Here is a 25,096-nt window from a genome sequence, read left to right on the forward strand (position 1 = left end):
TGCTTCAGCGCCTCGTAATCGCGGCCATGTACTTGAGTAAGAAAGCCATCCATGGCGGCAGTCATTTATAGGGAATGAATAATAAGTATCTGGTTCATTAAGCATAACATTTCGAAACTACCTTCCCTGCTGATTAGTTTGGAGGCGAACCCTCAGGTGGGATCTGACGGACAGAATACAAATCGATGTGCAAATGAAAAAAGCCGACGTCTGAGCGCTTCTCATACCGCAAGAATCCCCTACACACCACGACGCTTTTCAATCACTTATGAATCTTCATCACAAATCTTGTTAATTCTTGACGGATTATCAATGCGCGGGACAGCGACTATCTTCTGGGCCGAAATTAGGACACAGAGCTGCCCCCCCTCCGGCTCTGCCAGCATCCGCTGTGCTTGACCCTTCAAGCAAAGGACACCGAAAAACTTCTTTACAGCTTGTGCCATTTGCGGACGTTGCGCCTGAGTTCTACAAGGCGTTCACCGTATCTGGCCGATTCCAATGCTGCTGCATTGCTGGAGTACATCGCGTGAATTATTGTAGTCGCAAAAAACACATGGGGTATGTTCGGTTCTCAGAGCCGAATCGTGATGGTGTCAAAGCGCCGAAGTTTGAACGACTAGCGCTGACTGTTGCGGTTCTGTTGGCGCTTTATACCGTGCCTGTTCGGGTGCAAGCGTCGCCCTCTGTACCGATCAACTACAACGGCCCGTGGCCCTACAGTATAGTCAACAAAGGTGCGGATCAAGGCTCACAGCCTGATAGCGATGGCACTCCGGGCGGGCAAGGGGGCCAACCCGATTCGGTTTCACTGAACGTGCAAAATTCCGTGTATCAAGTGCCTTCATTGCCCTCGACCACTGCAGTTCTGTCGATGCTCTCCCAAGGCGGGACAGGCGGAAATGGTGGCGGATGGTCCGGCTTGGGGGGCAACGGTGGCGCCGGTGGCCAGGGGGGCAATGCAGCTCTGCAAACGCTGGTGATACTACCGACTACTGCATTAACGTATAACGGCAGTGGCTCGATCATTTCCATGCAGAACATTGGTGGTGCGGGAGGCAACGGTGGCACGCCGGGCAACGTGGGCACCGCAGGCGCCGCGGGCGCCGGTGGGGATGGTGGCAGCCTGTCATTCAGCTTGCTGGGTAACAGCTCTCAACTGGTCATCGGCGAAACGCCCACCGTGCCAACCGAACGCTCGGTTGTCTTGCTGCAGACACAAGGCGGCCAAGGCGGTGCGGGTGGCATGGACACGGCCTCGTCCAACGGTCATGTCGTTGGCCAGACGGGTGGCGCGGGTGGTGCAGGCGGCAATATCACAGCAGTTTCCTCAGGAACCATTACTTCGTCGGCAGGCAGCGGCCTGGTTGCGTTCAGCACGGGCGGTAACGGCGGACAAGGCGGCAGCGCGTCCTCGACCACCGGCAGCGCCAACGGCGGCGCGGGTGGCAATGGTGGTGATGGCGGATCGATCTTCTTCACGCTGAATCCCGGAGCAATGATTCAAACTAATTCGGGCGCGGTTCCTGGTAGTGGTTTGCCTGTGACTGTCGACAGCTACGTCAACGGCGTACTCACCCCTGTCACCGCAACGATTGCCCCGGTCAGTTACGGCCTTGCGGCTTACAGTATGGGTGGACTGGGCGGCAATGGCAGCTTCAGTAACGGTACGTCCGGCTCGGGTGGCAAGGGTGGCGCGGCCGGGGATGGCGGCACGGTCGACCTTAACGTCTTGGGTGGGCAGATCAGCACGTCAGGTTATGGCGCCGTTGGCGCTTCGGCGATTTCCATTGGCGGCGCCGGTGGCGACGGTTCCACTTCTGGCGGTGTGTTTCGTGCATCCGGCGGCAACGGAGGCACCGGTGGTGACGGCGGGCTAGCGCACATTTTGGTCGCCAATACGAGCGCGACTGGCGCCGCCTACCAATCCATCAAAACGGGAGGTACAGACTCGGACGCGCTGGTGGCTATGAGCGTGGGCGGCGGTGGCGGTTATGCCGGTAACGTGAACGGTGGTGCATTCGGCATCACCGCCCGGCTTGGCGGGGTAGGCGGCAATGGTGGCTCGGGTGGCCAGGTCGATGTCGGAAATGGCTACTGGACTGTACCAACAGATGGCACAGCACCCGTGTTCGTGCCGGGTTATGTGATCTCCACTACCGGTGATTTTTCTCGCGGGATCTTTGCGCAAAGCATTGGCGGAGGCGGTGGCCGTGGTGGCGATGCAACTGGTACCAACCTCGGTCCCTTTGCTCTGGTGATTGGTGGTAAAGGGGGGGCGGGCGGGATAGGTGGTCAAGTCGACGTGAATAACTTCGGCATCTTGCAAACCACAGGCAATCATTCCGCTGGCGTGTTTGCGCAAAGTGTTGGCGGCGGTGGCGGGTCTGGCGGAGCAGCGACATCACTGGATATCGGGGCGCTCATGACCATCTCAACTGCGGTCGGTGGCAGCGGTGGTACAGGTGGCGTGGGCGGCGACGTTTACGCCAATAACTATAAGCAGATCATTACTCAAGGCTCTGACTCCTACGGTATCCTCGCGCAAAGCGTTGGAGGTGGGGGCGGACTGGGCGGGGCGAGCGTCGCAAATACCTTCTCGATCAATCCACCGGATGTTCCCAGCCTGACATTGAACGCAAGTATCGGCGGAACCGGCGGAAGGGGTGGCGACGGCGGTGATGTCAACGCGCTTAACGCGGGTTTCCTGAGTACTCAACAAGCCGGCTCGGTTGGTGTGTTTGCCCAAAGTGTCGGCGGTGGAGGTGGCGCAGGTGGCGATTCTTCCGCGCTCAGCAGCGCCTATACGCAATCCAAACTGTCCGTCAACACGACGATTGGCGGCAGCGGCGGCGCTGCGGGCAATGGGGGCACGGTGAAGGCCTGGAACAGTGGGCTGGTGACAACGTTTGGGGAAATGGCACCCGGCGTATTAGGACAGAGTGTTGGCGGCGGTGGAGGTAATGGCGGCTTCGGCAACGGCAATACCGGCGGCTATAACGGAGCCGGTAATTACAGCCTACAAAGCAGTGTCTCGGTGGGCGGTAAAGGTGGTGCCGGTGGTGAAGGTGGCGATGTCAGCGTTTACAACTATGTGGCTGGAAATAACTATTCCAATCCGGTGCCTGGCTCGCAGATCATCAATGGGGCCGGCGGCATCAGCACCTACGGCGATAACTCGGCCGGCATATTCGCCCAGAGTGTGGGCGGTGGCGGGGGGATGGCGGGTGACGGCACCGCCGATGGCAGCAATGGCCAGATCAATATCAACATCGCTGTCGGTGGTGCCGGTGGCGCGGGCGGCAACGGTGGCAGTGTCTTGGCCGACAACGGCGGTGGGGCAATCCACACCACGGGCGCGTCCTCCAATGGTATCTTTGCGCAAAGCGTGGGTGGTGGCGGTGGCCTGGGTGGCAAAGGGACCACGGGGTCCGGCGATGACCCTCAGTACTCGTTCCCTGAATACATGGGGGACACTATGGCTAAGTCCCTTGGCCAAAACCCCAACACGACCACGCAACAGGTCTTCAACCAGATATGGGACTGGAAGGACAACGTCGTGGGCGCATTCAGTTCTGTTCAGCGACTCCAGCAAATCCTTGCAGGGTACGCCGACCTGAATAACGGGCTCGTACCGCCCATTGGCAGCAGTCCGACCGTTACGGATTTCACGGTTGATATCGGCGCTGGATATGGTGGTAACGGTGGCGCGGCCGGTAATGGCGGCACAGTCACGGCAAAAAATGCGGGTGACGTCAGTACCGAAGGCCCGGGTTCGGCCGGCATATGGGCAATGAGTGTCGGCGGTGGCGGTGGCATGGGCGGCGCGGCCAACCCTGCGACCTCTAATGACAAATTGGCCAGTACCCTGGTGAGCGGGCGCATTGGGGTCGGTGGCCAAGGCGGCAGCAGTGGCAACGGCGGCACCGTCACGGTTAATAACACTGGGTCGATCGAGACCTCCGGCTATCTGTCGCAAGGGATCATTGCGCAAAGCATCGGTGGTGGCGGCGGTTATGGTGGTGCTTCCGTACTCACCCCTGGCATCGGTAGTCTCTTCAATATCTCCGTGGGTGGTGGTCAAGGCTCCAGTGGCTTGGGGGGCACCGTCAACGTCGAACATTCCGGTTCAATTACCACTCATGGTGATGATTCCGTCGGGATATTTGCCCAGAGTGTGGGTGGCGGTGGTGGCCTGGCCACGCTCACTGGCGGTATCTACAACGTCGCGACCGGGAAATTTGAAACCGCGAGCAATGGGCTTCCAACGTCTGCGAAGGTCTCTGCCCAGTTCGATGGCGGCGCCGGTTTCAATAGCGATGGTGGTGCGGTAAACGTGCATTTGGCGGCAGGATCGAGCATCAATACATCGGGCAGAAATGCATACGGGGTATTTGCCCAGAGCATTGGCGGCGGCGGTGGAGTCATTATTGCGGGCAACATTTCCGACCCTGATCCTGAAAAGCTGTTCGCTCACCCATCGACACTGTTTAGTCTGGATGGGGGAAGCATCAATGTGACCGCGGACAAATACGCGTCGATCAACACCGTTGGCGATGGGGCTGTGGGCATCCTGGCCCAGGGTGTCGGTGGCGGTGGCGGGATGATCAACGGCATGGACAATCTGGTGGTCACGCAGCCTCCGGGCTGGTTGGCCGATCCCCTTAATGGCACTGGGCAGTCGGGTGATGTGCAAGTCAACAGTTCCGCGAACATCTCGACCCAAGGCAAAAATGCCCACGGTATTTTTGCAACCAGCATGGGTCAGGGCGGGGTTCTGTACGGCCAAACGGGCGGTGGAAATGGTTACGCCTATGAAGGCCACTTGCCTTATGTGATCTGCGGGGGTGTTGAGGCCTGTACGGGTAACGTTACCGTCAATTTGAACGGCGGCACAATTCAAGTCAGTGGCGTTGATTCCTACGGCGTGTATGCGAGCAGCCAAGGCAACGGAAACGATAACGTCACCTTGAACCTCAATTCAGGCGCTACGATCGTTGCCGCGGGCAACAGTGCCGGTGCTGTTTTTCTGAATGGTGCCGGTACCAACACGATCAATAACAATGGCGGGCTGATCTACGGCCTAGGCGATGCGTCAGGTGTCGCTGTTACCAGTCTCCCTGGTCATCAAGTCACAATTAACAACACCAATGGCGGTACTATCGAAGGATCGGTGAAGGTGGGCGTCGGCTCTACGTTCGAAAACGGTGTGGGTTCGACGTTCAATGCCGGTAATACGGTCGACCTGGGCGCAACCGGCTTACTGACCAACTCGGGCACTGTAGGTATTGGTAAAACCGCCAGCGTAGCCAGTACGACGCTTACCGGTAACTTTGTCCAGAACGCCAGCGGCGTGCTGAAGCTGGATGCGGATGTTATCGGCGGCAAAGCAGACATGCTCACTATCAACGGAAAGGGTCAGCTTGATGGGCGTCTCAAACTCGACTACTTGACACTCGCCAAAAGAGACCCCGTCACCATCGTGACCGCGTCTGATCAGTTGACTGTCACGCCGCAATTCCTGTCGACAAAAGGCACCATATTCAACACAGATACAGTGCAGTCGGGGAACACTTTGAAAGTTGGGACCAGTGCCAACTTCATAGGGGCGGATGGCGCGCTGGGTGACAACGCTCACAAGGTCGCCAGTAACCTGCAACAAATCTGGGACTCTGGTTCGGACATGAGTAGTGGTTTCGCAAAATTGTCTACTGTGGAAGGGGCAAGTGCTTATAATGATGTATTGAACAAATTGTCCGGACAAACGTTGGGTGTAATGTCCGCCCTTCGCTATCAAGCGAGTCAAAACTTCGTTGCAAACATGCAATACGGTTGTCCGGTTAATCAGGATACGCCGCAAGATACGTCGTGCTCCTGGTCTAGGGTGGTGGGAAGCAACACTGATCGGGACACCACAAAAGATGTACTCGGTTATTCCGCTCGTAGCACCACTTACCAGATGGGCTTCCAAGGCGAAGTCAAAGATGGGTTGTTCCTTGGCGGGGCGATCGCCTACGAGGATGGTAACCTGAGCGGCGACGAGAATACTTCCAGCGTGAGCGGTAAAAACGTACTGCTGGGCGCGACACTAAGATACCGCATGCAAGACTGGTTGCTGTCTGGTGCCGTTGATATCGGTCATGGCTGGTATGACAGCCAACGCTACATCTCGATGCCGGGTTATTCGGCGGTTGCCAAGGCTTCGCCTGACGCTTGGAACGCCGACGCCCATATTCGTCTCGAACACGACAGCAAGTTCGGTGCGGTGCACGTCACACCTTACGTAGGGGCGCATACTTTCTTCGTTCACAGCGACTCTTACACTGAGAATGGTGCTGGCAGCTTCAATTTGGATGTCGACTCCAAAAACTCAACCTCCATCGCGGGTAATACCGGGGTGGAAGTCAGCAGTCGCTTCAATGCAAAGAATGGCGCGACTATTCGCCCGTTCGTGAGCTTGGGAGCGGAATATCTCTCTAATAGTGATTGGGCGGCTCGTGCAAAATTTGTCGATCAACCGGATACACAAGGGTTCCGAACCTCCACGCCGTTGCCCAACGTTCTAGGTAAGGCCGCAGTGGGTACGGATGTTTACTCAAAAGACAACTGGAACGTTCGTCTGCAATATACGAATGACTTCGGCCAGAACTACAACTCCGGGTCGGGTGTTGTACAAGTCGATTACCGATTCTAAGTAAGTGTGTGCGACCGCCATCAGGTGTGGCGGTTGCCATTTTTTTCTTGTGTGTCGTTTACTTTTTTAAGAAAAAGCTGATTGGAACTCTCTCTTTTCTGGACTTAATTGTGTGGTTGGGAAAGTGCATTATCACTTAAGGCTATAAGCGTTGAATGGGATTTTCATAAGGCTTTCATGCGAGTGTTTTATAATTAAATAGCCAGTATATTTCCCTCCGGTAACGCTCTCTTACAGCCCCTTTATATAGAACATTAATTTCAATCTTATTCTTGTTCACCAGCCAAACTGATGGGAGAAAGACGTGGATAACAGAGCAGGCGAAATGCTGGTATTTGTGAGGGTGGTTGATGCCGGTAGCTTTTCGCAAGCGGCGCGTCAGATGTTGATGACGCCCTCGACGGTCAGCAAACTGATCGTTCGTCTGGAGCTACGTCTAGGTGTCCGACTGTTGGAGCGCTCGACCCGAAAGCTGTCGCTGACCGATGAAGGGCGCATCTACTACGAACGCAGCAATACATTGCTGGCAGAACTTGATGATATCGAGAGGGTTTTGACGCACGGGGCACAGAGGCCGTGCGGGACGTTGCGGATTAGCGCCTCGGTGGCGTTTGGAACTTTGGTTGTTGAGCCTAATTTACCGGCTTTCTGGGAAGCTCATCCCGATATTCATATCAACTTGTCTCTAAGCGATGACATCGTTGACATGTATCTGGACCGCACCGACGTTGCTATCCGGGTGGGCGCTTTGAATGATTCGACATTACGCGTTAGAAAGATCGGTGCCGCCCTTCGAAGGATCGTTGCGGCACCGGCCTATCTGAAAAAACACGGTGTGCCGCAAACATTGGATGCACTGCTTGAACATAATTGTCTGAGTTTCAATTTCCAGCGTGCCAGTCCGGTCTGGCCAATAAATCAGAGCGGCCCCATCATCGGCCGCATCATTCAGGGCACCCTGCAAGCCAACAACGGTGAAACTCTGCGGCGTATGGCCATCGCTGGTGTGGGGATGGCCCGCATGGCAGACTTTCAGATCGACGAGGATATTGCCGCGGGCCGACTGGTCGAAGTGCTGGCGCATACGGGACACGACAGCGAAGACATCCACGCGCTCTATCAAGGTGGCCAGCACGTGCCCCAGCGCATACGCACGTTTCTCGACTTTATGGTGCCACGTTTGCAATCCTCCATGAGTCGGAAGTGTCTCCTCGATTCATAGGGCAGACGGCCACAAAGTAAATAGAAATGAGAAGGAATTGGACTCAAGTTTTTTTAGAAAATCTGAGTTTTATTTATGAATTTTTTTCTCTTATGTAGTGCGTTTTTTGGAGTTTTAGATAGTTCTGCTTGATGCTTAATATTTTCTTACAAAGAGAATCGGCTTTTCTTTTTTCACACCCTCAATGGCCTTGCAATTATAGGTAGGATTGACGATAAATATAGTGATCACGCTGTCCTGGGTCGACTCTTGTAATATCAAATAGACATCTATTGTCTTGTGGCGAGAGTGCAGTCTTAAAGATAATATGGGGCTGTAGGGCGTGCGTCTCTTTTGCCATCGGAGGGTGCGGGCAATGAAAAATAATAAAGCCTTGTTGGATTGGTATTTACTGCTCAGACAGTTAGATCAAAAAGTCGATATCGATGATCACTACTGTGAATTGATTTCCAAGGCGAATCACTTGTTAAGGTTTGGAGTCGTCCAGGTTAATGAATGGCACGTGCTTATTAAGGAGTCCAGTTATTGGTTGGCTGATGCTGCCGAACGTGAACAAAATCGTGCATAGATGTTTGGTGCCGTTTTCAAAAAAATATTTTTATGATAATAATTTCTGTTCTCGTATGAGGATTACATTGCTGAATTGATATGTGGGTAATCAGTTTATAGATGAGTCAAATTCGAAGACAATGCTGTCCTCGTAAACGATCGGATCACGTCCCCGACCGATACGGAAATACACAGGTTTGTCATAAGTGGCTGAGGCCTTGATCGCTGCAACCAACTGCGGCCCATCAGTAGGTGCCACAACTGCCAGGTCCGCAATCGAACGTATGGTCGCAATGTCTTCGGTGGCGTGGTGCGAGGTGCCGTAAAAACCCAAGGAAATGCCAATGTGGTGCCCGATCAATGCACCCGTTGAGCCGAGTGGGCAACGTCCATGCGGATCTGCTCGCAGCACAACAGGCCGAGGAACGAAGCGAAGGTCGCCATGAATGGACCACAGGTGGGCAGGTCGGCGGCGGTAACCATATTCTGCTCCGAGATCCCGAATTGCAGGTAGCGCTCGGGGTATTGGTTGGCGAACTTGTTCAACCGTTGGGATACTGTAAGTCGGCCGAACCAGCCATCACTTGTTAACCGGTCTCGTCAACTCTATCAGTGCATCGGACAGGTACGACAAGCCTGGGTTGAGCGCATTGAGGCCACGGTGCTGCCAAGAGTTTGGGAAAGAAGGGCTTTCATGTTCAGATTTCCATGGCTTCAATTTCAGCGATTGCGCGTTTGGCGTATTCTGGGTCGAGGTAACCGAGGTGCCAGGTTCGGTTTACATATAGGAAACTCCTTTGCCTTTGACTGTTTTGGCAATGACGCAGACAGGCTTATCGCGGTTTTCATCGACCTTCACCCGGCGAAGGGTTTCAGTCACTTCGGCGATGTTGTACCCGTCGATGACATGTGCTTCCCAGCCGAATGCCTGCCATTTTTCGTCCAGAATCTCGAAGCAATACAGGACGCGTTTCAGAAGGCGGTCCGGATCGATTATAAGCAAGCGGCATTGCTGAGTAGGAAATTACACTTCGACTTGATTTCTGCTGCGCGGATGCCGGTAGTGTCGAAAACACTTGAAAATATGTGGGTTATCATGGGGCCGCTGCTAAGCCGACTCCTCGCTGAAATGCCTAAGAGGGAGCTGACCAGCGCCGAGCACAAGCATTTCGAGGTTCTGGAAGGATTGCGTAATCGAGACTGAGCCGAAGCCAAAGGTGCGTTGCAGGCGGATATTGCCTGGGGCGAGCTTATGATTGCGTGGCTGGAAAAAAGGAATCTTTAGCTGAAATGTAAAAGCTACCCTATCTGACGCCCGAGCCCCTTTGATAAGCGCTCGGGCTTCATCTCTTTAATCCACAGATTGCGTCCCTGTAAGTCGGGCAATCCATTTGCCTCCCGCCACACCATCTTTGAGTGCACGCAATGCCTGCGGAAGATTGTGGAAGTCAAAAAGCCGCTGTTTTGGCAATAGTAAGCAGCCGTCCAATAGCCCTTCGAGCATGCCTTCGCCGCACCGCACCAGCACTTGTCGATCGATAAGACTCGCATGAGTGTGGAAGCTATTGAGCGCGACTTCATGCAGTGAAACGGCACTACTGAAGGCTGGTAATGGGGGGGTTTCCTGACGGTCCTGGATGCACACCAAGTGACCGTTATATCCCAATAGTGACGCCAGACTGGCCGCGTGAGAACTGCTCACTGTGTCAAAAATTGCATACAGACGACGCTCACCCAAGGCTATTCCGATTTCCTGTTTCCAATCAGCTTCGCGGTAGTCGAAAACTCCGGCGGCGCCGAGTGCTTTAAGGCTTGTATGATGGAGGGTGGAAGCTGTCGCCCATACTCGGTATCCGCGATGAGCCGCTAATTGCACCAACAGCAAACCAACAGCGCCACCGGCGCCGATTACCAAAACATCGCGAGAGCGGGCAGTGGGCACTTTTTCCAGCGCCTGCCAAGCGGTCAAGCCAGGGCAGGGTAGTGATGCCGCAGCACCGTCGTCAAGAGCCGCCGGAACCGCCAGTGTCGTAGACGCGTCCAATAGGCAATACTCGGCGAAGCTGCCGTCCCGTTCTAGAGACTGATGATATGCAACTCGTGAGCCAGGGGTAATTTGCACGTCTGCGCCTACGGAAATTACGACGCCCATCCCGTCTACGCCAGGAATATGACCTGTTTTCCATACTGGATGGCCCCACTCAATAACTTTCCAGTCCACCGGATTCAACGCGATTGCGTGGTTGGCAATCAAGACTTCCCCTGTGCCAGGCAGTTCAAATGGCTTCCGGACTAATTCGAGGCCGTCGATGCCTTTACCTGATGTCCAGGACCACGCAGCGAAATCAGTAAGCATAAGGGGCCTTATGAGTATTGAATTTATCTTTCTAATTAAGTAAGTAGGCGTTTGCTGCTCTGGTACGTAACACGTCAGGATGTTTATTATCCCTGGCAGAGCTTCTGCGAGGAATTCTGTTTTTTGAAAAGGTGTTGTGAACTAAAATCACAAATTTAACTAATGTGTTGACCTGAGGGGCAGTTCATTGATCTCCTCATAGTATGAGCTCACCGCGCAACGAAACGGGTTGTAAACCCAGATCTGCGGCTAATTTAATAAGTGATCGGAGATTTGTCCATGCCATGCTATATCAGTATTGAAGGCCAGAACCAAGGCACGATCGAAGGATCAAGCACTCTTGCTGGCCACGCGGGGATGATCATTGTCCAAGCGGTAGAACATCCGGTCGATATTCTACGCAACTCTCTGACTGGACTACCGGCTGGCAAGCGTGTACATCAGGTGATGACTCTGACCAAGGAAGTCGACAAATCCTCGCCTAAGCTATTCCACGCGCTGACATAGGGCGAACAACTGAAAACCGTTACCTTGGAGTTCTACCGCATTTCGTCTAAAGTGCGTTAGAAAAGTATTACACTGTTGTGCTGTCCAGCGCAGTGTTTGTGTACAACTCGTACTTGGGTGCCTAACGTGCTGAACCATTAGTTCAGTCAGATGGGGCATATGGAAGATATCGGCCTGACTTACGAGAAGATTACCTGGGCTTGGGTGCCAGACGGCATCGAGGCAGAAGACTCGTGGTTGGCGCCTAAGGTTTAAGGAAGCTCCGATCAACTTGCTGCAACCGCGCGGCAAGTTGAGAGTCTCGTGGCGACCTGCGCTATTTCTCGCGAAACATCCAGTGCGCGCCTCCTTGTGAGTTTGTTAGTCTATTTCTCTGTTTTACACGCGTAACTCGCCCATATCCATCAGCTGTTTATCGAGCCATCCAAAAGTTTGATAGAGCGAACAATGTGGGCAGTTGAGCGGTGTTCTTCATCAGTCCGCGAAAATGCACTTTCATTTAACCAAACTGACGCTTGATCCCTCGAAATGGATGTTCAACCTTGGCCCGCGTCTGTGCTTTGAAGTACTCAATTTTTCGCTTGACTTTATAAAGCACGCTGCGCTTACTCGGTCTGGGGTAGGTGCTGCGGTCTGCCAAACCACCTTGTAGCCCGCATCGGCATAGACCGCGTTTTCCTCGCCTTCAGCAACCTTGGTGACATCGGCTACATTCGCTGCCGTGCTATGAACGTTGTGAACTAGCCCCGATTCAACGTCAGCACCAATATGCGCCTTCATCCCAAAAATATTGATTGCCTTTCTTCGTTTGGTACATCTCCAGATCGCATTTGCCGTCCTCGCTTTTGGCACGAAACTGGGTGCGCGAACAATTGTCGAATCGACAATCGATAGTCCTACCGCTCCGTACGCTTACGCCATACAGAATTGCATCCCTAATTTTCCTTTGACGGCCTTAACTACTTATTTATACATGTTCATCAACTCCTTGGTGCTCCCGCATTTGATGCGCCACAGGTTGAGCTTGAGCTGCTTGCTTAGCCAGTGCGCTCGTGGACGTAACTTGATCCATTTGAACTAATCTAGCCTAAGATTGAGCTTCTACGTCAGAACTTTATTTACTCTTAATGCCGCCCTCGGACGCATGTGGGGCTTGAGTTGGCTGAGCTACAGAGCTAAAGCACGAGAGAAAATTGATGTTTACATAAGCCTTGGGTTTATAGAGCTTAGATTTAGCAATTCATACTGTCAGCACTGTTATAAAATGGCAGCTGCGATTGAGTAATTCAATGAAGTTTGTGTAGTTGTGTTTTGCTCACTTATGCACTGGAGCATTTCTGAACAGTTTGTCCGACTCGAACACCACATCCGCACGGCTCAGGCCGATGTCCTTCAGTGTTTCATCGCTCAAATTAATCAATAGCTTACGCTGTCGGCGAAGTCCGTTCCAGCGACTGAGCTTGTGCAGCAGATCATACACTAGGTTAAGCCGATTTTTTTCTGACACTAGATATTCGTTTTGACCTTTCATCTTGTTTCGACTCCCTTTTAGCTAATGTTTGGACTGACTTAATTCGTTGCACGCAAACAATGTGTTGTGCGCCAACTTTCTTCTGGGTAAAACGAGTGTTTGCCCTGATTCATAGCGAGTTCTATCTAAGTCAATGTCACCTGCCCGGACCTGTTCTGCATTACCTTAAGGCTCAACATTCTTACTAGAGAACTGATGAGCAACCTCCATACGGGCTAGATTGCGATCGGATCATGACAAAAATGTTAACGTACAGGCTTAGATCGTGACCGGATCATGACAAAATATTACTTGGGGGTGGTCAGTCTGGTCTCATGTGGATGGATACTTTGCGAATGGCCTACGTCAGAAAGCGTTAGCAGGCGAAGCCATGGCTTAGCCTATCGAGTTCTGCTTTCACGACTTCATATCCCACTCGACTGTGAGCCGTTTGCAACCGCGAGCAACCACCTATTTGTACTGTCGGCCGGCTCAGCCAATGATCGGCTTTCACTTTGTTGCCAAAGACAAGCTCGGCTTGGAGTTGGATCTGCTCGACGTTGTTCACTTTTGCTCCCTGGCTCTCTATTGCGATTGGTTCATGTCAATTGGCGGTCGAGGCGGAAGCAGGAGTCTTGGCGCAATATTCACGAAACGCCTTGATGCCGCGCGTAATGATCAATATTGGCTTAACCATGTAGCGATAGCAGACGAACAAATTGAGTGCGAGCCAGCCCAACTGATAGGTCGACCCGTGAAAGCTTCGGTGATTCGCGCTGTTCTCCCAGAAACCGTAGGCAACAAAGATGGTAAAGATGGCGACCATCAGAGGCAGGATGCTGAGCCTTCCCAGGGAGACAGCAATGAAGGGGATGGTGACAACCGAGCGGACAGGTTCGTTGTCGAGCTGAATGGCCCAGATCCGGTTGATGTTGTCTTTGCCTGGCTGGTAAGTCGCTCTAATCCGGTCGCCGGCTTTTACATGAGCGTCGAGATCGTCCGGGATTTCGAGCCTTTCGTTCTTCTTGCCATCAATTTTCCAGTAGTGATAGCTGATCATGTCGCCGCCGAAGCCTCGCGATTTTTCGTCGAGCCGGCCGTCTACGATTTGCATTTCCTTCATCTTGATTCCCTGTCCTTGCGTCGCGGAGTGATGGCAAAAGGATATTTCTGCGAAATACTAAGGAATACTTAGTATGTCGTCAAAGAAAAACTAAGAATCTCTTAGCCTTTCGGCGATGAGAAAATGAGCACGTTTAGCAAACGCTTGAAGGAGGCGCGCAAGGCACGAGGATTTTCTCAAGAGCGGCTTGGGATCGAAGCGAATCTTGATCCAGCGTCCGCATCGGCACGCATGAGCCAATATGAGAAAGGTGTGCATCAGCCGGGAGAGAGCACGGTGCAGCAGATCGCGGCAGTGCTAAACCTACCGTTAGCCTACTTTTATTGTGAGGATGACGAGACGGCTCATCTGCTTCAGTGTTTTCACTGCCTGAAAAAAGATGATCGAAAACAAGTGGTCGATTTGGCTGAGAGTCTTGCTTTCAATCACTAATGTTGGGATCGGATAGAAGTTTTGAAGTCGCTTTGCCCCCACGCTGGCGGGCAAGCATATCGCCTTACTTTCGGTGCCATTCTCCAACAATCCTGCTGCAATCGGCCTGGTCTATGATCGTGCTTCTAACCGCTCACTGGAGTAACCCCATTGAATCGAAAAAAGAGGGCGTCACTGGTAGAGCGTGAGGGGCTGCAATCGGTGATTGATAACGCGCGAAAGTCAGCTGAAGCAGGTTACCCGGACTTTACTGCTGACGATCCTGCAACCTTTGACGCGGGCTTTATAATTGATAGAGAGCGAGAGGGCATGAGCCTTCCGCAGGCGCTTGAGGCGTTGGTCGCATTCAAGCGCAGCCAAAGGTGAAGCAACACGCCTTATCGACTGTTTTCCGTATATGCTGCGTTACGCGCAAACGGGGTACACAAGAAAACGAAAGCCGAAGCAATGAAGCAAAGGATGCTGCCGACTAGTGCGGCGTTAGTCACCGCCTTAAGTGCCCCCAAAGCACTCCGAGAAGCGTCTATTTTGTGTTGAGCGATAAAGCAATCAGCCTGGTAGCTGGAAAGCAGTCTGCAGTTGGTCTGATCCAAGAAGCGGTGTGTAAGCGCTTCAAACTTGTATTTGTCGACGTAAGCATCAATCTCTTTGTCGTACAGCGTCATAGCGGTTTGCGACATACCGATTAGCCAGATAGCGATGCACACTGTGCTTGCTTTGAATAAGCCAGAGTAGGTTGCCCGATCAAAGATCGTGAGGAAGAGGTTTTTGCCGCCCGGATTTGGAGTAGCGGTTTCGACGGTTGCAGAAGCTTTAGCGGTTTTTTGCGCGTGCAGCACATTCATGCTTTTTCTCATGTTAGGGTAAGTTGAAACCGATGAAAATACGTCGGTATTTCATTCGCTACCAGTCAGTGGTACTAGTTTCTGGTTCGCGTGGTAGGCCGCAAAAAATTTTGCGCGTTCCCCAACAATCATAACGATAAGTGGTCTGTTCAGGGTCGAGCGCAGCTTCGCCCATTCGGTGTAATCGATTCCAGAAGGCGAGGGATTCAACTGCGGATGAGTATGCCAGTCGCCGAGGTAATCAACACGACCATGACTTTCTTCCTATGCATTGGTCACCGCGCGCTGATGACCGGGGTCTAGGCGTTCAGCGTACCTCCGGCTTCGTACTTGGACAGGAAACTTCTGATAATTTCATATTTAAAAGTCCCTAAGAGGCAATGAGCTCGTTGTCCGGAGATATCACTAAGGAAAACATAGCGGAATATTTGATGAACGCCGCTGAGTCGACGATGGCGGATATCAAATATGTTGGAGGCGATTCTGCCCTTTATGTGATGGTTGACGCTGACATGCTGGAGTCGGTGCTGACGGCGATCATCAATAGCTCCAATGATTTTCGAACGCGTGATACTGACATCATCGTCGATGGCTACTTGGAGCGGGGCGACGCCGTTGTCACCATAAAAAATAAAGGCCCTCATATCGCGAATAAGCCTATAGAAGAGATTTTTGAATATGGTGCCTCTGTGCGAGACGGCGCAGGGGAGGGTTGATCATCTCGGGCAGGGGCTGTATATGGTAAAGACCTTCGTGTCACGACTGAGCGGTAGCCTGATCGCCCGCAATTTGAGTGATGGTGTCTGCTTCGAAATCAGACTTCCATGCGTGGGTTAGGCGGTCAAGTTTCAGCTGATTGACCGATCAATGCCATAGCCGGCCCGTTCGGGCCGGCCGGACAAACGTTGAGGTTAGGACTGGTCAGCGAGAAGCGCCGATATCACCTCAACACCTTTGTTACTTTTCAGGTCTGTGGGTGGGAAGGGTCGGGTGCTTCGGCTTGGTCTCGGGGTTCACGTGATGCCTTCTGTCATCCTTTCCGTCGTCACGTTTCGGTTTCGGGCCTGGCTTAATGTGCGTTGACATACTTGTCTCGATATCCAAATGGTTGATTTCAATGGGGGGCAACTCGTAACCAACACCGGTGGCGTTCATCCCGTCACCATGGTTTCTAGGCGTGCCATCAATACCCTAGAACCAATCGCCAAGACCGCAAAGGAAAGGGTATGGAAAAGCGGAAAGCAGCCTTTAGTCAGCGGCTGTGTTACTGACGAAACTCAATCACTCCAACGCTGCCGTGATGGGAAACGGTGGAGTGAGTCTCACAACTGTTCACCAGCTTTGCGAGATCGCGTGAGCCTGATGAACACTCGCGATCAATCATAGAACCTTGGTGATCTGTGCTTTGAGTACCATGTTCAAACTCAGCCGACGTTTGGTAAAAGTCTTGTATCGACCTTCTCGCTGCGCCGCCGCCGGAGGGGTGGTAGCTGTTTTCCACATGCCGAGCACCACGACCTCGTCCCCATCCTGGATGCCCTTAAACCACTCGGATTGGGGCGACCAGATACTAACCTCTACGCCAATTCCATTCTCAGGGTTTTCGGGATCCGGCCGGAATTTGCTCATCTGCAGGTTTATCACGTTTTTGCTGGTGTCGCCTTTGAGTCCACAACGAACGCTACTGACTTGGCCGTGGATGGCAATGGGGTGCTGCACGGTGTTCTGCGAAACGGCATGAAAGCCTGACATGTGCTGTTCCGATTCGAAGTAGAACTGATTCCAGGCTACCTTCACATTGCCTTCAAAGACCAGTTCCAGATGCTGCTCGATATCCTGGTTGCTTGCGCAGAGCGTTCGGAGTTTCAAGGCTCGATTGGCCGAGTTGATATAGGCGGGCAACAGCCCAGGATTGGAGGTATAAGTCCTGCCCGTCTTTGCTCTGTCCCCTCCGTCCGGATTCTTCGGCGCGCCTGTTCCCTCCAGGGCCTCTTTAATCATCACCAGTCGCATCCGGTATTTGTCCTGCTGGATGCTCTCGATCAACCCCTCAGATGTCTTCGCGATCTTATTGATCTCTTCATCTACACCGAAAGGGCAGTTTGCGGCGTGTGCGCCTTTGGGTAACAACCGGAAATACCCCTGCACGAAGACCGACTTGTCGTGCATCTCCCTGGTGTGCGGAGGATTATGGGTGACATGTGTGCCGCAATGCTTGCATTGCAACGGCTCGGCGCCCAGGCCTTTTTGGTAGGTGTCGGCTTCCCACTCTTGCTTGTTCTGATCAAAGGCGGAGCTCATCTTGATGCCCATGCGCATTCCTTGTTCATTAGAATTGGGTGCAACCATCTCCTGCACAGCCGCAATGGATGGAGATGATGGCGGTGATGGGGGAGTCGCGTTGTCCTGAGCGCGCTTGGGGGCTCGTTGGGCGTGGCGAAAATTTTCGTAACCGGATTCCAGAGCGGCAATGTCGAGCGCTTCGGAGTGGGAGATTTGACGCAAGCGAGCAATGGACTTTGCCTTGCGCTTGATACCACGGAGTGTAGAAGGGGGGACAACAGGGGTGGTGCTCATGTTTTTCTCCGCCCCTTACCGCAACGTCACCCGCCTACGTCGCTTTGGGGCCTGGAAAAATCATGGCCTTAAGCTTTGAGTTCCTGCGGGTAGTGCCGTTTCCAGCTAACACTGACGGGTGAAGTGCGCCTACCCGGCGCAGCCAGAATCTACCAAGCCGTTGTGAAGAGCGCAAGTACCTTGGTGGGCCGCGTTGAGTGTCTACTCCGGGCGTTACAGCGGATAGCAAGGCTGCGAATTAGCGCTCAACTTGACCACCCGTTTGCATTCGAACTGAGCTGTCATTTTTATTGGTGCTAGCCGTCGATTGAGTCGGATTTGACTAGCACGCTTTGTGACCATGATCAGTAGAGAAGGGGGGGGCGCGATCATTTATCCTGACACCAAGCATCTGTCCAATCCTATGCCAGCATCGCAAATACCTGTTCATTGGCGGTTTGGGGGGGCGGCGACAGCGCTATTCGCTTGATAGGTGGATAGTGCCCTCGCTATGTGCTGGGCTCTCATAGGAAATGCTGTTGACATACCAGATGGCCTCGCCGGTTGGGGTCTGCACCACGGCCTCGTCACCTTGTTCCTTCTTTAGCAGCGCTCGGGCCATGGGCGAGTCGATTGAGATGTAATCGTTGCGCCCGTAAATCTCGTCATAGCCCACGATCCGAAATTTCTTGAGTTCCCCATCGTCATTTTCAACTTCAACCCAAGCGCCGAAAAACACCTTTCCCTCCTGCTCGGAGGAGTAATCGACGACTCTGACATCTTCCAATCGTGTACGTAGGTACCTGACCCTTCGATCGATTTCTCGCAGCAGCTTTTTGTTGTACTGGTAATCCGCGTTTTCGCTCCGATCCCCGAGGGACGCCGCCCAAGTCACTTTTTGGGTGATCTCAGGCCGGTAGACGCGCCATAAGTGATCAAGCTCTGCTTTAAGGGCGTCGTGGCCACCGCGAGTAATGATGTTTGTGGCCAAAGCGGCCTCCTGTTGAAAAGTTATTCATGCCCAAGGGGGCGAAGCAGATTGCCGTGAGCGAGGATCAGATCTTCGTGCAGATTGATGAGCTTGTCGCCGGGCACATAGACAGAGGCTAACATGCGAGAGAGAGCGTTCGTACTGGAGGGGAGTACTCGGGGGGGCGCAACGGATTTTGAGTATTTGAGCTAATTACTGGCTGTAAAAATGCTGGCCCAAGAGGCTACCCAACAAATCTTCCAGTACCATCGACTCTTCAAGACCCAGTTCAAATGGGTCATAGCTCTCGATGAAATAGGTGATTCTTTCGTAGTAGTAATCGAGCACCTTGCTGACGACGAGCTTGCCCTTGAGGAAGTGCACTTCACCTCTGCTTGCAGGATGAAGCTCCATCATCAGGTTTTTGATGTCATCCACCTCCAGTTCATATCGATGCTCATCGATTTTCAAAAGCAGGGTGTCACCACGCCACCGGATATCAGTGAACCTGTCCCGTTTTGCACTACATATCCGGAAGGGCCTCAAAACTTCATTCGCTTTCTTGAATTTTTCGTAAAGCTCTTCAAGAGGCGGAAGTCCGACGAAATCAGAGTGGATAACGTTATTCCTAAGGTCTTTCAGCTTCTTGGCTTCTTCTACAAACTCAGGCCAATACTCTGGGATTTCAGGAAGCAGGGGGTAATCCCCCAGCATTTTCTGAACGATGTATCCGAGTGGCTTTTGGGGGGCAGCACCTGACTTTCGGTGGACATAGCTAACAATGGATTTTTCGAATTCGATAGCTTCAAAGCGCAGGTCATCAACGGACGGCACTCCGTAGCCCGGTAATTCCTTGAAGTTTTTTTCAATGAAGGTGTTCAGATTTTTCTTGCGGCGTAGGCTTTCAAACATCTAGATATCTGTTCCTTCGTCAGGATGGGCCCTGAGGTTGATGAGTCGCCGTAGCGCCAGTGTGCTTAGTCACCTTCGGATGGCGAGTATCGAGGTATTGAGCGATGGCGTATTCGGTGTTGCCAGGTTCTTACGCTCGCTTTATCCAACATCCGTAGCGCCACTCTGGATTCGAATGGCGCTGGGTCGCTCTTCTACTAAGCAGGTGACAGCGGCTTGGGTGTTACTGGTTTACCAGGAATCGAGAGCGTCTTGAATGTTTCGATTTTCTCTGACTCCAGCTCCTTCAGGATCGTCTCTTTCGCATCGTTCTTGTCAATCGACTTGCCTGTATTGTCGAAGGTGATCTGCTTGATCCGTAGCTCGATTTCGCTGTCCTTGTTCTGGCCGGTAGAGAATTCTGGGAAGCCAAGGGAAATAACGCAGTTGCCATCGAGGCCCGACGTGCTGAAGCGAAATTTCGCGTCTAGGCGATGCAAAAACAGGCTCGGCCGATAGGACGCGTTGGAGAGAAAGTCCGAATGTTCCAAGCTGAATCCCTTCAGATCCAGGTTGCGAATTTTCTCTTTCATCCAGCCCAAATCGGTTGGAAGTAGATTGTCGGGATCAGGCGCTATGCCCATGTCCACGACCTCGATAAACGAGATCGCCACCAACTTGCTGTGCTGAGTCAGACCCAAAAGATATTTGAATCTGTTTTCATTGGTGAAATCGCAGAAGCGGATGGCTGTGACTGTCTCGCTCTCGTCGATTTGCTTGACTGATTTGAAGTGTGAGACCAAGTGCTTGGACATCGCTTTATTCGTGGTTCTTGTCTCGGGTGCGGTATGCGTGCTGATCAGGATCAGTTCATCCTGAGCCTTGTTCTTCTTGATCTCGATTGACCCCTTGAAGGTCTTGTGCGAATCCGCCCAGCTTTTGGATCGATCAATTCGCTCCAGGAGGTAGTCCATCCGGATGGTGTCGAGGTCTTTGTTGACGGGATAGAAACCAGGCGTGCCCAGTACCTTGAAATTCACGAAGTCGAGGTCAAGCAGCTTGTTTACATCGATCGAGTCGGGAACAGAGTCGAGCAGTGTGTCTTGTCCTTGCCACTTGATGGTTTGGGTGGTGATTTTCGGATTGTCTTCCTTCGTCGTATAGGCAAGCTGTAGCTGTGAGAATTCGCTAGGCCTAATCAGGGACAACGTCAGAGCAGGGATAGACTGTTCCTTTTCCTGACTGTTGATGAAGACGCCACGACTTTTCAGTACTGTCTTAATATCAGCTGCGCCGATGTAGGGTTGGGCCAGGTAGGTGCGCAGGGCTTCACCTTGCGGCAGGATCGAGTCAATATTCTGATTACTCACTGTATCAACCTCTGAAATCTGCCTGGTAAGACTCCACATCTACTATGGAGGCGAATTCTTTGTTCGCGATCGCCAGCTTGGCAATATTCGCGATTTCCTCGTGTTCAACGTAGTTGAAGTCAGGGAAGGCAAGCGTGACCTTATGCGGAAACTCAAGGGCGATCGCCATTGAAAATCCGATCATGCGTTTCACCGCTTCCTCGCTGAAACCATCCTGGCAGCAGATGACTAGATGCTTCTTGTCATACTCCTGAACGAAGAAAGGTATGAGTCCGCTGTTGAGGTATTCGGGAGGTAAAATTGGGCCGTTAGTCAGCCTCTGGATGGGGCTGACATTCTTCCCTGTTGAGGGATACAGGAAGCTCACGTTCTCACCTCCGAACGTGTTTCTAACGTAAGTGATGGTGTCGAACAGGAAGCTCGCGCGGTAGTTGTCGACCACATAGATGGTTCCATAGTTGGAGTCATCCAGCTTGCGCGAACCTGCGACCAGACTGACCACATCTGCCTCGGCATCTGATTTTGCGCTGAGCCAAAAAAGGACGCCTGCGATCGCTTGGGAGCTTGCACCGTTGTAGCCCGAATTGATGGACTTTTTCACTGTCGAGCGATTAAAGCATTCGACTGTTGTTGCCAGGTCGACGAAGTGTTCTTTGAATTTGGTTCCCGGTGAGGTGGGATAGGGCACACTCGAAAACTTGGACGAAATGACCATGTGCTTGAGCACGCCATCTTCAAGGGGGGACAGGCAACTGAAGATGAAGTCCGCCCCATGCGTCTGCCTCGGGTTCTCGGACGTGCTGTGTGGCTTTGGCTTGACGCAGTCGATGCTTGTTCCTTTGAGTGCCGCTTTCCATCCGATGAGGTTGAGCAGAGTCTCAACAACGTGTTCCCCACGTTCACCCAATTTCTTTGACCATTCGCCCATCACAAGTCCTTTATAAGTCGAGACGCACCAACCCAATGTGAGCCGAACGCTACGGAGTCTGAGCGGTGATGTCTAGTGGCACTTTGTCCACGAAACTGAAGTACAGCGTTGCGTACTGCGGATTGCTGAATATTCAACTGATAAACAGCAAGCCGTACAGCATTTTGCTGGAGGGCCTGTCAGTTACTGTGCTTCGACAGTTATCCGGGCTCTGAGTCTATTCAGTTTCTTTATCTATTCAGCTTCAGTGTCTGGGTGAAAAAATGTGCTTCCTTTGGTCTCAACCTCTTCAAGCTGGAAGTAGCGGCCAGAAATTTTGAGGGCCGGGAACGTCTGAATCGGCGATCTTTGTGACGAATTTTCGCTCTCGATGACCTCCAAGCCCGACGCATTTACAGATCCAATTCAATTCGGCGCGATGTGGCCTAGGGTGACGAGTTCCATGACCATGTCCTTGAGCGGTGAGTGGGAGGCCTCCATCTTGAACCTGAAATGCGGGCGATCTGCCAGGAGCCGTCTGGCTGTTTGCCGGCTTTGGGTATGGCTCTGCTAGGATGAATTCGTCGGCGGCCTCGCCTGAGCTGACAAATTACCTCTCGCACCATTGTGTTCAGATGGCTTAAACCTGCGGCTCGGAAACTCATGGAAGGATCATGTCCAAACCAAAATTGCCTCCTGAGTCTGAGGTAGTGACCTGGCTGCAAAGGCTTATCGAAAACGACCAGTTGTTCGAAAACATTCAAGGCCAGGAATTCATCACCTCCATAACGGATGCGATCGGGCAGGATTTTTTCATTCCGTCCTTCGGCATCGATTACATCTCTCGAGTGCCTCGGCGGAGGCTGCTGGGCACGTTCTGGGCCGCCTAGGATTGCTGGAGATTGTTTCAATCAACACCAGCATCTCGCTCACTAAGTGGGAAGTGTTGCGCCCCGACATTCTCTGTTTCAATCCCGAGTCGAAGACCCTCGTGGTTTTTGAGGTTAAACGAGCCAGTGAGACTGAGCGGCAGACCGTTACCGAGCTTGCAGGCTATGAACAGGAACTGCGGAACCTGCTTCCGTTCCTAGGCAATTTCGACATTTGTTTTGTCGTGGTGGCTGCAGACTGGTCGACGCTACTGACACACGCAGTCGGTAGCATGAATGCATGGTCGGGCAAGCAATGCTTGGCGCTCAAGTTGGTGTCCACTGAGTCCTCATTCGCGCTGCACGCGCATATGCCCGAAGCTTGGCATCTCACCGGTAGCGTGAGGCTGCCACCGGAGGCATTACCCTCGATCGATCTATACCTGGCCGAAAAATCAGCGGACGCCATCGACGATTACGAGGATGAGGGAACTGGTGAAGGGGTTGATGGTGGACGGGCAGAGAAGGCAGGCACTGATGAACGACTGCCGCCACGGTTAGTGATCACCGCAATGGACATCATTGCTCGTGCTGGCGACAGAGCGGGATCACACGGTTTCATGATGCTGTGGCGGGACGTCAATGGTCACGGGCGAGGGCGGTGGTGCATCACACTGTGCGCCATCGACCCCTACTCAATGTACGCCTGGTGCAAGGAGCACGGTTTACCCCAGCGTGATTCTGAGGCTTCTTTGTTTCTGGACAGCCGCAAGGCCGACATTGCGGGTCAGACGCCTGCCACAATCTACGACCTTGCCAACGCAGCCTACCCGATTCTGAAGGAGCAGTTTGAGCCTGAGTTCCGCGGAGACTTTTGTTGGCAAATGAAGGCTCGGCAATATCGTCTGAGGGGGGTGCCTACTAGGTTCGAGTTCTGGGGTAGTCTCGGACAACACGCGCGCGAGTTTGTCTGTAACCCGGCCGTGCGGAACCGGTACATGCCCTATATGAGCCACAACCAACTCGACTGGACAGACCCTGCCGTTGCTATGCCATTGGTAGAAAACCTGTCGGCGGGAGTGCCGTTTCCAGGGGGGACAATCAAGTGCAATGATGCCTTCCTCGTGGGCCGGGCGCTGGGCGACCTTGCCTTGGCCGCCTTCAATGCAGCTCCAGACAAAGAGCATGCCGTGAAAATTGAGCCCATGGTTGAGTGGGCGCAGTTAGAGGCGCTTCGTTATGCGATCGAAATGAAGCAGATGTATGACGTGACGGAAGAAGTCGTCACTCCTATACCCATGCTATCCAATGATCCGTCTAGGAGACTCCGGGCTACGGAGGATCTTGCGAATTGGGTGCGCACGGATCTGATCAGTGACCGGCATCCGTTCCACCAAGCGTGTTTTGATCTGGGGTTGCGGGAAGCAATGCTGTTTAGATTGTCCGAGGAAGGAGGCATTGATTGCTCTCCTGCTGATCGACCTCACGAGGTGGCCGCTTTAATTCGGCGCATCCTGAAAGGGGCGATTATGCGGATGAAAGGCAGTCAAGGTCAGCTTTTACAGTCTGCGGGGTATCTCGACTTCGAAGAATACCTGACCCCGTATTTAGCTTCTTGTCTGGACGAACAGGGCGACGTCGACGGCCTGCGGTTGGACGCAGTGCTTGATGAGATTCCAGATCTTGAGCTTCTCAGAGAGTTTATCGGCACACTCGTAAAAGGGATCGATTCAATCGTTCCAGTCGTTCTTCACACCGTTAGCCCAACGTTTCCCGCGACGGTCGATTGGGAGTGGCTGAAGTCTGGGGTGAGGGGACTCGGCTGAAGGAATGGGTGGGATGTGACAGAGATGACCCTAGAAGAGCGCCTACATTCAAGCAGTGGCCGATGAGGTCGCCCGGGGGAAACTGACGCTCGGCAGCGCCGTTAAACGTCTTCGTGAAAATCTTCTGGGCGTGAATCAAGAGCGGTTCGCGATGGCCTGCAAAATTTCAAAGCGGTCTCTGTCGCAACTGGAGGTCGATCGCGGTAATCCGACTCTCGCGACCCTGGAAGCTGTGTTCAAAAAGTTCGGTCTAACGGTAAGCCTAGCTCACCTGAATCCGGTAGATCTCAACGCTGCAGCCGCCCTGAAAAGCAAGGCCGGTTTTGGCATTCCCTCTCCTTCTCCAGGCAAACCGATTTAGGCACGCAAGCCACCTGCCTTTGGAGGAGTGGAAGCCTCATGGCCATCAGAAGCTATTTTTCAAGGTGTATACCCGGAATGAAAAAGCGCACAGCCTCAGACAAGGCTA

General features: G+C 52.9%; 23 protein-coding genes and 2 pseudogenes. 11 read left to right on the plus strand and 14 right to left on the minus strand.

The window, feature by feature from the left end:
• The first annotated feature begins 529 nt into the window (after positions 1 to 529).
• The 3 genes from AC1MEW_RS12980 (at position 530) to AC1MEW_RS12990 (ending at position 8,484) form a co-directional block, all read left to right on the plus strand.
• Positions 530 to 6,694, plus strand: a complete 6,165-nt coding sequence (locus AC1MEW_RS12980) for a hypothetical protein (RefSeq protein WP_480426591.1) — start codon at positions 530 to 532, stop codon at positions 6,692 to 6,694.
• A 304-nt stretch (positions 6,695 to 6,998) separates the two neighbouring features.
• The gene (locus AC1MEW_RS12985; RefSeq protein WP_480426592.1) at positions 6,999 to 7,916 is read left to right on the plus strand and encodes a LysR family transcriptional regulator; all 918 of its coding nucleotides are present in this window, start codon (positions 6,999 to 7,001) and stop codon (positions 7,914 to 7,916) included.
• A gap of 355 nt (positions 7,917 to 8,271) precedes the next feature.
• Positions 8,272 to 8,484 (plus strand): hypothetical protein, encoded by a 213-nt coding sequence (locus AC1MEW_RS12990; RefSeq protein ID WP_480426593.1) that lies wholly within the window; start codon positions 8,272 to 8,274, stop codon positions 8,482 to 8,484.
• Between the two features lie 108 nt (positions 8,485 to 8,592).
• Here AC1MEW_RS12990 and AC1MEW_RS12995 read toward each other — a convergent pair.
• A pseudogene (locus tag AC1MEW_RS12995) lies at positions 8,593 to 9,183 on the minus strand (transketolase family protein); the annotation flags it as partial.
• A pseudogene (locus tag AC1MEW_RS13000) lies at positions 9,164 to 9,417 on the minus strand (transketolase); the annotation flags it as partial. The pseudogenes AC1MEW_RS13000 and AC1MEW_RS12995, both read right to left, overlap by 20 nt.
• Between AC1MEW_RS13000 and AC1MEW_RS13005 the strand changes: the two are divergent.
• Positions 9,373 to 9,669 carry an FCD domain-containing protein gene (locus tag AC1MEW_RS13005; RefSeq protein WP_480426594.1) on the plus strand — a complete coding sequence of 99 codons (297 nt, stop codon included), beginning with the start codon at positions 9,373 to 9,375 and terminating at the stop codon, positions 9,667 to 9,669. The pseudogene AC1MEW_RS13000 and the gene AC1MEW_RS13005 sit on opposite strands and share 45 nt — an antisense overlap.
• Before the next feature lie 147 nt (positions 9,670 to 9,816).
• Here the strand turns inward: AC1MEW_RS13005 and AC1MEW_RS13010 are convergent, their stop codons facing one another.
• Positions 9,817 to 10,821, minus strand: a complete 1,005-nt coding sequence (locus AC1MEW_RS13010; RefSeq protein WP_480426595.1) for a zinc-binding dehydrogenase — start codon at positions 10,819 to 10,821, stop codon at positions 9,817 to 9,819.
• A gap of 279 nt (positions 10,822 to 11,100) precedes the next feature.
• On the opposite strand from AC1MEW_RS13010, the gene tssD reads away from it, so the two are divergent.
• Entirely contained in the window at positions 11,101 to 11,328 is a 228-nt protein-coding gene (tssD, locus tag AC1MEW_RS13015; protein WP_480426596.1) for a type VI secretion system tube protein TssD, read from the plus strand.
• Between the two features lie 495 nt (positions 11,329 to 11,823).
• On the opposite strand, the gene AC1MEW_RS13020 is transcribed toward tssD, so the two are convergent.
• From AC1MEW_RS13020 to AC1MEW_RS13035, 4 genes are all read right to left on the minus strand, one after another.
• Positions 11,824 to 12,180, minus strand: coding sequence for a transposase (locus AC1MEW_RS13020; protein WP_480426597.1), 357 nt, complete (start codon positions 12,178 to 12,180; stop codon positions 11,824 to 11,826).
• 463 nt (positions 12,181 to 12,643) lie between these two features.
• Positions 12,644 to 12,859, minus strand: a complete 216-nt coding sequence (locus tag AC1MEW_RS13025; protein ID WP_480426598.1) for a DUF1127 domain-containing protein — start codon at positions 12,857 to 12,859, stop codon at positions 12,644 to 12,646.
• A gap of 355 nt (positions 12,860 to 13,214) precedes the next feature.
• Positions 13,215 to 13,406 (minus strand): antitoxin Xre/MbcA/ParS toxin-binding domain-containing protein, encoded by a 192-nt coding sequence (locus AC1MEW_RS13030; RefSeq protein WP_480426599.1) that lies wholly within the window; start codon positions 13,404 to 13,406, stop codon positions 13,215 to 13,217.
• A 36-nt stretch (positions 13,407 to 13,442) separates the two neighbouring features.
• On the minus strand, positions 13,443 to 13,961 hold the full coding sequence (locus AC1MEW_RS13035) for a hypothetical protein (RefSeq protein WP_480426600.1): 519 nt from the start codon (positions 13,959 to 13,961) through the stop codon (positions 13,443 to 13,445).
• A 123-nt stretch (positions 13,962 to 14,084) separates the two neighbouring features.
• Here AC1MEW_RS13035 and AC1MEW_RS13040 point away from each other — a divergent pair, with 123 nt between their 5' ends.
• Both AC1MEW_RS13040 and AC1MEW_RS13045 read left to right on the plus strand, forming a co-directional pair.
• Positions 14,085 to 14,393 (plus strand): helix-turn-helix domain-containing protein, encoded by a 309-nt coding sequence (locus AC1MEW_RS13040; protein WP_480426601.1) that lies wholly within the window; start codon positions 14,085 to 14,087, stop codon positions 14,391 to 14,393.
• A 150-nt stretch (positions 14,394 to 14,543) separates the two neighbouring features.
• Complete coding sequence (locus AC1MEW_RS13045; protein WP_480426602.1) at positions 14,544 to 14,759, plus strand: hypothetical protein; 216 nt, start codon at positions 14,544 to 14,546, stop codon at positions 14,757 to 14,759.
• 11 nt (positions 14,760 to 14,770) lie between these two features.
• Here the strand turns inward: AC1MEW_RS13045 and AC1MEW_RS13050 are convergent, their stop codons facing one another.
• Both AC1MEW_RS13050 and AC1MEW_RS13055 read right to left on the minus strand, forming a co-directional pair.
• Positions 14,771 to 15,238: a hypothetical protein gene (locus AC1MEW_RS13050; RefSeq protein ID WP_480426603.1), complete on the minus strand. Its 468-nt coding sequence runs from the start codon at positions 15,236 to 15,238 to the stop codon at positions 14,771 to 14,773.
• Between the two features lie 51 nt (positions 15,239 to 15,289).
• Entirely contained in the window at positions 15,290 to 15,448 is a 159-nt protein-coding gene (locus AC1MEW_RS13055; RefSeq protein ID WP_480426604.1) for a hypothetical protein, read from the minus strand.
• 221 nt (positions 15,449 to 15,669) lie between these two features.
• Here AC1MEW_RS13055 and AC1MEW_RS13060 point away from each other — a divergent pair, with 221 nt between their 5' ends.
• On the plus strand, positions 15,670 to 15,954 hold the full coding sequence (locus tag AC1MEW_RS13060) for a hypothetical protein (RefSeq protein ID WP_480426605.1): 285 nt from the start codon (positions 15,670 to 15,672) through the stop codon (positions 15,952 to 15,954).
• A 664-nt stretch (positions 15,955 to 16,618) separates the two neighbouring features.
• Here the strand turns inward: AC1MEW_RS13060 and AC1MEW_RS13065 are convergent.
• The 5 genes from AC1MEW_RS13065 to gapS4a form a co-directional block, all read right to left on the minus strand.
• The gene (locus AC1MEW_RS13065) at positions 16,619 to 17,815 is read right to left on the minus strand and encodes a hypothetical protein (protein WP_480426606.1); all 1,197 of its coding nucleotides are present in this window, start codon (positions 17,813 to 17,815) and stop codon (positions 16,619 to 16,621) included.
• A gap of 457 nt (positions 17,816 to 18,272) precedes the next feature.
• On the minus strand, positions 18,273 to 18,785 hold the full coding sequence (gene greB / locus AC1MEW_RS13070) for a transcription elongation factor GreB (protein WP_480426607.1): 513 nt from the start codon (positions 18,783 to 18,785) through the stop codon (positions 18,273 to 18,275).
• A gap of 192 nt (positions 18,786 to 18,977) precedes the next feature.
• Complete coding sequence (locus tag AC1MEW_RS13075; protein WP_480426608.1) at positions 18,978 to 19,676, minus strand: hypothetical protein; 699 nt, start codon at positions 19,674 to 19,676, stop codon at positions 18,978 to 18,980.
• Between the two features lie 197 nt (positions 19,677 to 19,873).
• Complete coding sequence (gapS4b, locus tag AC1MEW_RS13080; protein WP_480426609.1) at positions 19,874 to 21,025, minus strand: GapS4b family protein; 1,152 nt, start codon at positions 21,023 to 21,025, stop codon at positions 19,874 to 19,876.
• Positions 21,026 to 21,029: 4 nt separating this feature from the next.
• Complete coding sequence (gene gapS4a, locus AC1MEW_RS13085; RefSeq protein ID WP_480426610.1) at positions 21,030 to 21,953, minus strand: GapS4a family protein; 924 nt, start codon at positions 21,951 to 21,953, stop codon at positions 21,030 to 21,032.
• Positions 21,954 to 22,606: 653 nt separating this feature from the next.
• On the opposite strand from gapS4a, the gene AC1MEW_RS13090 reads away from it, so the two are divergent.
• From AC1MEW_RS13090 to AC1MEW_RS13100, 3 genes are read left to right on the plus strand one after another with little or no spacing between them, the layout of a single operon-like run.
• Positions 22,607 to 22,822, plus strand: coding sequence for a hypothetical protein (locus AC1MEW_RS13090; protein ID WP_480426611.1), 216 nt, complete (start codon positions 22,607 to 22,609; stop codon positions 22,820 to 22,822).
• 2 nt (positions 22,823 to 22,824) lie between these two features.
• On the plus strand, positions 22,825 to 24,627 hold the full coding sequence (locus AC1MEW_RS13095) for a hypothetical protein (RefSeq protein WP_480426612.1): 1,803 nt from the start codon (positions 22,825 to 22,827) through the stop codon (positions 24,625 to 24,627).
• A 55-nt stretch (positions 24,628 to 24,682) separates the two neighbouring features.
• On the plus strand, positions 24,683 to 24,988 hold the full coding sequence (locus AC1MEW_RS13100) for a helix-turn-helix domain-containing protein (RefSeq protein WP_480426613.1): 306 nt from the start codon (positions 24,683 to 24,685) through the stop codon (positions 24,986 to 24,988).
• Positions 24,989 to 25,096: the final 108 nt, after the last annotated feature.

The sequence above is a fragment of the Pseudomonas sp. ASL4 genome, from assembly GCF_056680395.1.

Bases quoted from the DNA above. Each gene is read 5' to 3' on its own strand.
- AC1MEW_RS13075 (WP_480426608.1), bottom strand. From the start codon at position 19,676: ATGTTTGAAAGCCTACGCCGCAAGAAAAATCTGAACACCTTCATTGAA.
- AC1MEW_RS13050 (WP_480426603.1), bottom strand. From the start codon at position 15,238: ATGAATGTGCTGCACGCGCAAAAAACCGCTAAAGCTTCTGCAACCGTC.
- AC1MEW_RS13025 (WP_480426598.1), bottom strand. From the start codon at position 12,859: ATGAAAGGTCAAAACGAATATCTAGTGTCAGAAAAAAATCGGCTTAAC.
- AC1MEW_RS13005 (WP_480426594.1), top strand. From the start codon at position 9,373: ATGTGCTTCCCAGCCGAATGCCTGCCATTTTTCGTCCAGAATCTCGAA.
- AC1MEW_RS13065 (WP_480426606.1), bottom strand. From the start codon at position 17,815: ATGAGCACCACCCCTGTTGTCCCCCCTTCTACACTCCGTGGTATCAAG.
- AC1MEW_RS13040 (WP_480426601.1), top strand. From the start codon at position 14,085: ATGAGCACGTTTAGCAAACGCTTGAAGGAGGCGCGCAAGGCACGAGGA.
- AC1MEW_RS13035 (WP_480426600.1), bottom strand. From the start codon at position 13,961: ATGAAGGAAATGCAAATCGTAGACGGCCGGCTCGACGAAAAATCGCGA.
- gapS4a (WP_480426610.1), bottom strand. From the start codon at position 21,953: ATGGGCGAATGGTCAAAGAAATTGGGTGAACGTGGGGAACACGTTGTT.
- AC1MEW_RS13090 (WP_480426611.1), top strand. From the start codon at position 22,607: ATGTCCAAACCAAAATTGCCTCCTGAGTCTGAGGTAGTGACCTGGCTG.
- AC1MEW_RS13010 (WP_480426595.1), bottom strand. From the start codon at position 10,821: ATGCTTACTGATTTCGCTGCGTGGTCCTGGACATCAGGTAAAGGCATC.
- AC1MEW_RS13060 (WP_480426605.1), top strand. From the start codon at position 15,670: ATGAACGCCGCTGAGTCGACGATGGCGGATATCAAATATGTTGGAGGC.
- AC1MEW_RS12990 (WP_480426593.1), top strand. From the start codon at position 8,272: ATGAAAAATAATAAAGCCTTGTTGGATTGGTATTTACTGCTCAGACAG.
- tssD (WP_480426596.1), top strand. From the start codon at position 11,101: ATGCCATGCTATATCAGTATTGAAGGCCAGAACCAAGGCACGATCGAA.